The organism is Ideonella sp. P3_A4 (genome assembly GCF_056403075.1).
This window is the reverse complement of record NZ_JBFUGE010000317.1, coordinates 1-7,140: the sequence shown is the minus strand read 5'-3', so window position 1 is coordinate 7,140 and position 7,140 is coordinate 1. Positions and strand designations below refer to the sequence as shown.

6 protein-coding genes and 1 tRNA gene are annotated in these 7,140 nt (G+C 67.6%); 3 read left to right on the top strand and 4 right to left on the bottom strand.

Annotated elements, in window-relative coordinates:
• Nucleotides 1–29: 29 nt before the first annotated feature.
• Nucleotides 30–1,379, top strand: a complete 1,350-nt coding sequence (locus AC1DYI_RS22605) for an adenylosuccinate synthase (protein ID WP_477206386.1) — start codon at nt 30–32, stop codon at nt 1,377–1,379.
• A 27-nt stretch (nt 1,380–1,406) separates the two neighbouring features.
• Nucleotides 1,407–1,928, top strand: a complete 522-nt coding sequence (locus AC1DYI_RS22600) for a phosphoribosyltransferase (RefSeq protein ID WP_477206385.1) — start codon at nt 1,407–1,409, stop codon at nt 1,926–1,928.
• A gap of 13 nt (nt 1,929–1,941) precedes the next feature.
• Here AC1DYI_RS22600 and AC1DYI_RS22595 read toward each other — a convergent pair whose 3' ends face one another.
• Entirely contained in the window at nt 1,942–2,148 is a 207-nt protein-coding gene (locus tag AC1DYI_RS22595) for a hypothetical protein (protein WP_477206384.1), read from the bottom strand.
• A tRNA-Leu gene (locus AC1DYI_RS22590) sits at nt 2,119–2,203 on the bottom strand. The genes AC1DYI_RS22595 and AC1DYI_RS22590 overlap by 30 nt, the downstream gene beginning before the upstream one ends.
• Nucleotides 2,204–2,298: 95 nt before the next feature.
• Here AC1DYI_RS22590 and rnr point away from each other — a divergent pair.
• Entirely contained in the window at nt 2,299–4,584 is a 2,286-nt protein-coding gene (rnr, locus tag AC1DYI_RS22585) for a ribonuclease R (RefSeq protein ID WP_477206383.1), read from the top strand.
• 15 nt (nt 4,585–4,599) lie between these two features.
• Here the strand turns inward: rnr and AC1DYI_RS22580 are convergent, their stop codons facing one another.
• Nucleotides 4,600–6,147 (bottom strand): NAD(P)H-hydrate dehydratase, encoded by a 1,548-nt coding sequence (locus AC1DYI_RS22580; RefSeq protein WP_477206382.1) that lies wholly within the window; start codon nt 6,145–6,147, stop codon nt 4,600–4,602.
• Nucleotides 6,148–6,180: 33 nt separating this feature from the next.
• Nucleotides 6,181–7,140 (bottom strand): NAD(P)/FAD-dependent oxidoreductase (locus AC1DYI_RS22575; protein ID WP_477206381.1); only part of this gene is annotated, 960 nt, incomplete at its 5' end.

The window sequence follows — 7,140 nt, the reverse complement described above, 5'->3', positions numbered from 1 at the left end:
CTTCCGAATCCTTTGACTTGATGACATCGATGCAACAGAGCACTTCCTCGGCCGTCACGCGCGGCCACAACGTCGTCGTCGTCGGCACCCAATGGGGCGACGAGGGCAAGGGCAAGGTTGTCGACTGGCTGACCGACCATGCGCAAGGCGTGGTCCGCTTCCAGGGCGGCCACAACGCGGGCCACACGCTGGTGATCAAGGGCGTCAAGACGGCGCTCCAACTGATCCCTTCGGGCATCATGCGCGACGGTGTGGTCTGCTACATCGGCAACGGCGTGGTCGTAGACCCGTCGCATCTGCTGCTGGAGATCGAGCGCCTGGAGAAGATCGGCCTGGACGTTCGTTCGCGTCTGTATCTCAGCGAGTCGTGCCCGCTGATCCTGCCGTTCCACGTCGAGGTCGACAAGGCGCGTGAGGCGCTGCGCGAAACCAGCGGCGCTGGCAAGATCGGCACCACCGGCAAGGGCATCGGCCCGGCCTACGAAGACAAGGTGGCGCGCCGCGCACTGCGCGTGCAAGACCTGAAGCACCCCGAGCGTTTCGCCGCCAAGCTGCGCGAGCTGCTGGAACTGCACAACTTTGCGCTCAGTGGCTACTTGAAGAGCACGCCGCTGGAATACCAGCCGATCTACGACCAGGCCATGAAGATGGGTGAGGCGCTGCGGCCGATGATGGCCGACGTGGGCTATCGCATCTACACCGCCAACCGCGAAGGCGCCAACCTGCTGTTCGAAGGTGCGCAGGGCACGCTGCTGGACATCGACCACGGCACCTACCCGTACGTCACCTCCAGCAACTGCGTCGCGGGCAACGCGGCCGCCGGTTCGGGTGTCGGGCCGGACATGCTGCACTACATCCTGGGCATCACCAAGGCCTACACCACGCGCGTGGGTTCAGGTCCGTTCCCGACCGAGCTGCCGATGGATGAGCCCGGTACGGTGGGTCACCACCTGTCGACCATCGGCCAGGAGCGTGGCACGGTCACGGGCCGTCCGCGCCGCTGCGGCTGGCTCGATGCTGCTGCGCTGAAGCGCTCGATCATCATCAACGGCATCTCGGGCCTGTGCTTCACCAAGCTCGACGTGCTCGATGGCCTGAAAGAAATCAAGGTCTGCATGGGCTACACGCTGGGCGGTCAGTCGCTCGACATCCTGCCGCTGGATGCCGACGATATCGCCGCCTGCCAGCCGGTCTACGAAACCTTCCCGGGTTGGGAGGGCTCGACCGCCGGCCTGACGCAGTGGGATCAGCTGCCGCTGAATGCGCGCCGCTACATGGAGCGTGTGCAGTCCTTCATCGGCGCCCCGATCGACATGGTGTCGACCGGCCCGGACCGCGATCACACCATCTTGCTGCGCCACCCCTACAAGGCGGCCTGACATCAACACAAGAATCGAGGGACAACGATGCTGACCGACGACGGCAAACACCTGTACGTTTCCTGGGACGAATACCACCTGCTGATCGAGCGCCTGGCGCTCAAGGTGYACAACTCGGGTTGGGAGTTCGACCRGATTCTGTGCCTGGCCCGCGGCGGCATGCGCCCGGGCGATGTGCTGTCGCGTGTGTTCGACAAGCCGCTGGCGATCATGTCGACCAGCTCATACCGTGCCGAGGCCGGCACGATCCAGGGCCGGCTGGATCTGGCCAAGTACATCACCATGCCCAAGGGTGAGCTGGCGGGCAGGGTACTGCTGGTCGATGACCTGGCCGACTCGGGTGTGACGTTGAAGGCGGTGGTCGACCGCCTGCGTGGCATCCCGTCGATCACCGAGCTGCGCTCGGCGGTCATCTGGACCAAGGCCGTGTCGAGTTACACGCCCGACTACTACGTCGAGATGCTGGCCACGAGCCCGTGGATCCACCAGCCTTTCGAAGACTACGACAACCTGCGCCCGGAAGGTCTGGCGCGAAAGCTCTCAGTCTGATCGGCGGGCTTTTTCATTTGGCCTCGACCACCAGCATCAACAGCGGTGTGGTCGGGCTTCTGAACTTCGCCAATGCAGGCAGTTTGGCGAGCAGTTTGATCGGCGCAACGGACAAGAAAAAAGGGCCAGCACTTTCGCGCTGGCCCTCTTGTATGTCTTGTTGTTCTTCTGTTCTTATTGCTCTTAACTCTGGTGCCCAGGAGAGGACTCGAACCTCCACGGAGTTACCCGCTAGTACCTGAAACTAGTGCGTCTACCAATTCCGCCACCTGGGCTTAACGTTGTTTCGCGTTCGCGTYGCAACGAAAGATAGGACTATACCATCAAAACAAAAACGAATGCAAGCACCCCCGCGTTGGGCGGTGCATTGATGAGCGAAGTCGAGGGCATCGTCCTCGGCCACCGTGACGGCCATGGCTTCTTGCAGCGCGATGACGGCGAGCCCGACATCTACCTCGCGCAGCAGGAGATGCGCGCGGTGCTGCACAAGGACCGCGTGCGTGTCCGCGTCATCCGCTACGACCGCAAGGGCCGGCCTGAGGGCCGCATCATCGAGATCCTCGAACGTCGCAAGATGCCGATCATCGGCCGCTTGCTGCACGAGAACGGCATGTGGCTCGTCGCGCCAGAAGACCGCCGCTACGGTCAGGACATCCTGATCCCGAAGAACGCCACAGCCAGCGCGGCGGCAGGACAGGTGGTGGCGGTCGAGCTGACCGAGCCGCCCTCGATGTACTCGCAGCCGGTTGGTCGCGTGACTGAAGTGTTAGGGCAGATCGACGACCCGGGCATGGAGATCGAGATCGCGGTGCGCAAGTACGAGGTGCCGCACCGCTTCTCGCCTGAAACGCTGGCCCAGGCCGCGGCGCTGCCGGACAAGCTGCGCGCGGCCGACCTGAAGCACCGCATCGACCTCACCGACGTGCCGCTGGTGACGATCGACGGCGAAGACGCGCGCGACTTCGACGATGCGGTGTACTGCGAGCCGCACAAGAGCGGGCGTGGCAAGACGGCGTTCGAGGGCTGGCGCCTGCTGGTCGCGATTGCCGATGTCAGCCACTACGTCAAGCCCGGCGAACCGCTGGACGAGGACGCGTACGAGCGCGCCACGTCGGTCTACTTCCCGCGCCGCGTCATCCCGATGCTGCCTGAGAAGCTGTCGAACGGCCTGTGCTCGCTGAACCCCGAAGTCGATCGCCTGAGCATGGTCTGCGACATGCTGATCAACAGCGATGGCGAGATGCATGCCTACCAGTTCTACCCGGCGGTCATCTGCTCGCATGCGCGGCTGACCTACACCGAAGTAGCCGCGGCGCTGGCCAACACCCGCGGCCCCGAGGCCGCGAAGCGGCGCGACATCATGCCGCAGCTGCTGAACCTGCACGAGGTCTACCGCGCGCTGCTGAAAGCGCGCCATCGCCGCGGCGCGATTGACTTCGAGACCACCGAGACGCAGATCGTCTGCGACGAGAACGGCCGCATCGAGAAGATCGTGCCGCGCACGCGCACCGATGCGCACCGCCTGATCGAAGAGGCGATGCTGGCGGCCAACGTCTGTGCGGCCGAGTTCATCGCCGGCGCCGAGCACCCGTCGCTGTTCCGCGTGCACGAAGGGCCGACGCCCGAGAAGCGCACGACGCTGCAGAACTACCTGAAGAGCCTGGGCCTCGGCCTCGCGATCAGCGAGGACCCAACGCCTGGCGAATTCCAGGCCATCGCCGAGGCGACCAAGGACCGCGTCGACGCGAGTCAGATCCACATGATGTTGCTGCGCTCGATGCAGCAGGCGATCTACACGCCCGCCAACAGCGGCCACTTCGGTTTGTCTTACGGCGCCTACACCCACTTCACCAGCCCGATCCGGCGTTATCCGGACCTGCTGGTGCACCGGGTCATCAAGGCGGTGCTGGCGAAGAAGCGCTACCACCTCGCGACCGGTGAGCTGGCCGAAAGCAGCCGTGCCACCAAGCTGCGCAAGGGCAGCAAGGCCGCCAAGCCGCATATCAGCGAGCAAGAACACTGGGAAGGCGCCGGCGCCCATTGCAGCGCCAACGAACGGCGGGCCGACGAAGCCTCGCGCGACGTCGAGGCCTGGCTCAAGTGCCGCTACATGCGCGAGCACCTGGGCGAAGAATTCGCCGGCACAGTGAGCGCGGTGACGAGCTTCGGTCTGTTCGTGACACTCGACGCGCTCTACGTCGACGGCCTGGTCCACATCACCGAATTGGGCGGCGAGTACTACCGCTTCGACGAGATGCGGCAAGAGCTGCGCGGCGAGCGCACCGGCATCCGCTATGCGATCGGCGCGCGGGTGCGGGTGCAGGTCAGCCGGGTCGACCTGGACGGTCGCCGGATCGACTTCCGCATGGTCCGCGAAGGCGAAGGCGATCGCCTGCTGTCCCGCGGCCGCCAGGCTCCGCGCGGAGAACCAAGCAGCGCGAGCGAGGCGCTCGCCGGTGTCGAATCGGCCGATCGCGCTCACAAGCGCGCGACCAAGGCAGCCAAGGCCAGCAAGGGCGCGGCCAAAGGAAAGCGCGCCGCAGGCGGCACCACACGCGCCAGTTCGTCGCGCACCAAGGCCACCGCCGAGAGCGGAGGCAAGGCGACGGATGGCGCGTCACCGCGCAGCGCGGGCAAGCCACGCAGCAAGCGCTGAAGGGCGGCGGCGCGCTCAGCGCAGCGCGTCTGCCGCCTCAGCCATCGCGTTGATCAACTGGCTGGCGGGCAGGGGCAAAGCTGCGCCTGACCGCTCGACGGCGTGGCCGTGCAGCCAAGCACAGCCGATGGCCACCTGAGCTGCTGTCGAAAGCGAGTCGTCGTCAGCGTGGCTGCTCCAGCAGCCGCCGATCCAGCCGGCCAGCACGTCACCGGTCCCGGCGGTGGCCAACCGCGCATTGCCGCTGGCATTGATGATCGGTAACTGACCCGGCGCTGCCACGACGCTGCCCGAGCCTTTCAGCACCACCACCGCGCCGAAGCGATCGGCCAGCGCCTGTGCCGAGCGAAGGCGATCGGCCTGCAGTGCCGCGGTGTCGATGCTTAAGAGGCGCGCGGCCTCCAGCGGGTGCGGGGTCATGACCGTGGCTGCGCCGCGTCGGCCGCGTGCTTCCAGTTGCTGGGCGAGGGCGCTGTCGGCGGCGATGCTGTTCAGCGCATCGGCATCCAGCACCAAACGGCGCGCGCGGCTGATCAGCTCAGGCAACACCTTGCGCACCGCGTCGCCACCGCCGCAACCGCACACCACGGTGGCTTGGTCCGCCCAGCTTGCCGTGCGCGCGTCGTGCCACGAGCGCTGCATCAGTTCAGGGCTGTCAACGGACGGTGGCGCGGCATCGTCGCTGCCCAGCCAGCTGACGTAGACGCGGCCGGCACCGGCGCGCAGGCTGGCGCGAGCCGCCAACTGTGCGGCGCCCTGCATGCCGGGTGCGCCGCCCACGATCCAGGCGTCGCCAAAGCGGCCTTTGTGCGAGGCGTGCAGGGCGCCCAGTCGCAGGGCCATCGCGGCCAGCGCGTCCGTGCGGGCGGACAGCCTGGCCGTGGCTTGCGCTGCGTTTGGCGTCACGCCGAGGTCGTCGCACCACACCGCGCCTGCCGCGTCACGGCCTTGGCTGGTGAACAAGCCTGGTTTGAGCGTCAGCAACGCCAGCGTCGCATCGGCCTGCATCAGGACGTCGCCCAAGGCTCGGCCGGTGTCCGCGCAAAGGCCGGTCGGCAGGTCGATGGCGAGCGCGGTGGCGCCGCGCTGGCGGTGGGCCTGCAGCGCCTGGATCGCGGCTGCCATCGCGCCTTCGGGAGCGCGGCGCTGGCCCAGGCCGAGCAGGGCGTCGATGACCAGGTCTTGATCCTCCGCCGGCCAGTCGGTCGCTCCGTGCAGCGTTACGCCGGCGAGCAGCGCCTGATGGCGTGCATGCGCGGCGTCTGGCGGCAGACGATCGGTGTCGCCGATGCAGGTCACGTGGACGCTCTTGCCGGTGGCATGCAGCCACCGCGCGGTCACCAGCCCGTCGCCCCCGTTGTTGCCCGGGCCCGCGGCAATCCAGATGCGCTGCGCGTGGGGCGCCATCGACAGCGCCAGCCGCGCCACGGCGAGGCCGGCGCGCTCCATCAAGGCATGGGCGGGCGCAGCGGCGAGGGCGGCCTGTTCGATCGCTCGGCTTGCCGCGCTGTCGAACAACAGCGCACCACCATCACCCAGCAGCAGCTTGCGCAGCCCGCTCATCGGCAGTCTTCCCGAAGTCGAAGAAAGCTCAGCTTAGCGCAGGCGGGCTGGGTCGATGGCGGTGCAGTCGAAGGTGGCGGGGCGGCCTGCCAGTTGATCGGCCAACAGCCGGGCGCAGGCGGTGGTCTGGGCCCAGGCATTGGGGCCATGGCCGACGTTGAGCCAGAGCCCGGCGGACTGGGCTCGACCCACCGCCGGCAGGCCGTCTGCCAACTGGCTTTGGCGGCCGACCCAGGGCTGTGCCCGCGCGGTTCGAGTGGCGCCGGGGAAGGTCGCTTCCAGTGCTGCGTACAGCCGCGCCAGCACGGGCTCTGAAGGGCGAGATGGTGCGGCGCCGAAGGCTGCCCCGCCAGCCACGCGCAAGCGGTCGCCCATGCGGCCGACGGTGATGCCGGCTGCCGGGTCCAGTACCGCACCGCGGGGCCCGAAGGTTTCGCTGGCTTCTGCCGCGATGTGTCGCGGCGCGGTGACCGAGTGCACGTGGCCCCAGGMGATGCGCGGGCGGGCAGGGCCGGCCAACAAGCGAGACGCGGCTTCGGCGCTGCAAAGCACCACTGCGTCAAAGGTCTGCGGGCCCTCGTCGGCGATCGTGGTGGTACCCGTCGACGTGTTGCCGAGGCTGCTTTCACCGAGGTCGCGGCTGCGCTCGGCCTGAAGCTCGACCTGCTGGCGCGCACCAGCGGCCGTCGGTGAGAGCCGGATCACCTCCTGCTGGAACTGAAAGCGGGCGCCCAGGCGCTGGGCTTCGGTCTTCAGCGCATGGGCGAACTGACGGCCGTTGGCGGTCTGGCCCTTCGGCCAGTACAACGCGCCGTGCAAGGGCAGCTTGGTGCTCAGGCCAGGCTCGATGGCCCGCGCCTCGTCGGCGCTCAACCACCGCACTGGCAGGTCCATCGACGCGTACTTGGCCAGCAGGGCTTGGGCGCGGGTGGCGTGGCTCGGTGTTCGCATCAAGGCCGTCACGCCAGCGTGGTGCTCGTGCTCCAGCTGGTG

What these genes read in the sequence shown, in the direction of transcription:
- AC1DYI_RS22605 (WP_477206386.1), top strand. Translation starts at nt 30, where the DNA reads ATGCAACAGAGCACTTCCTCGGCCGTCACGCGCGGCCACAACGTCGTC.
- rnr (WP_477206383.1), top strand. Translation starts at nt 2,299, where the DNA reads ATGAGCGAAGTCGAGGGCATCGTCCTCGGCCACCGTGACGGCCATGGC.
- AC1DYI_RS22580 (WP_477206382.1), bottom strand. Translation starts at nt 6,147, where the DNA reads ATGAGCGGGCTGCGCAAGCTGCTGCTGGGTGATGGTGGTGCGCTGTTG.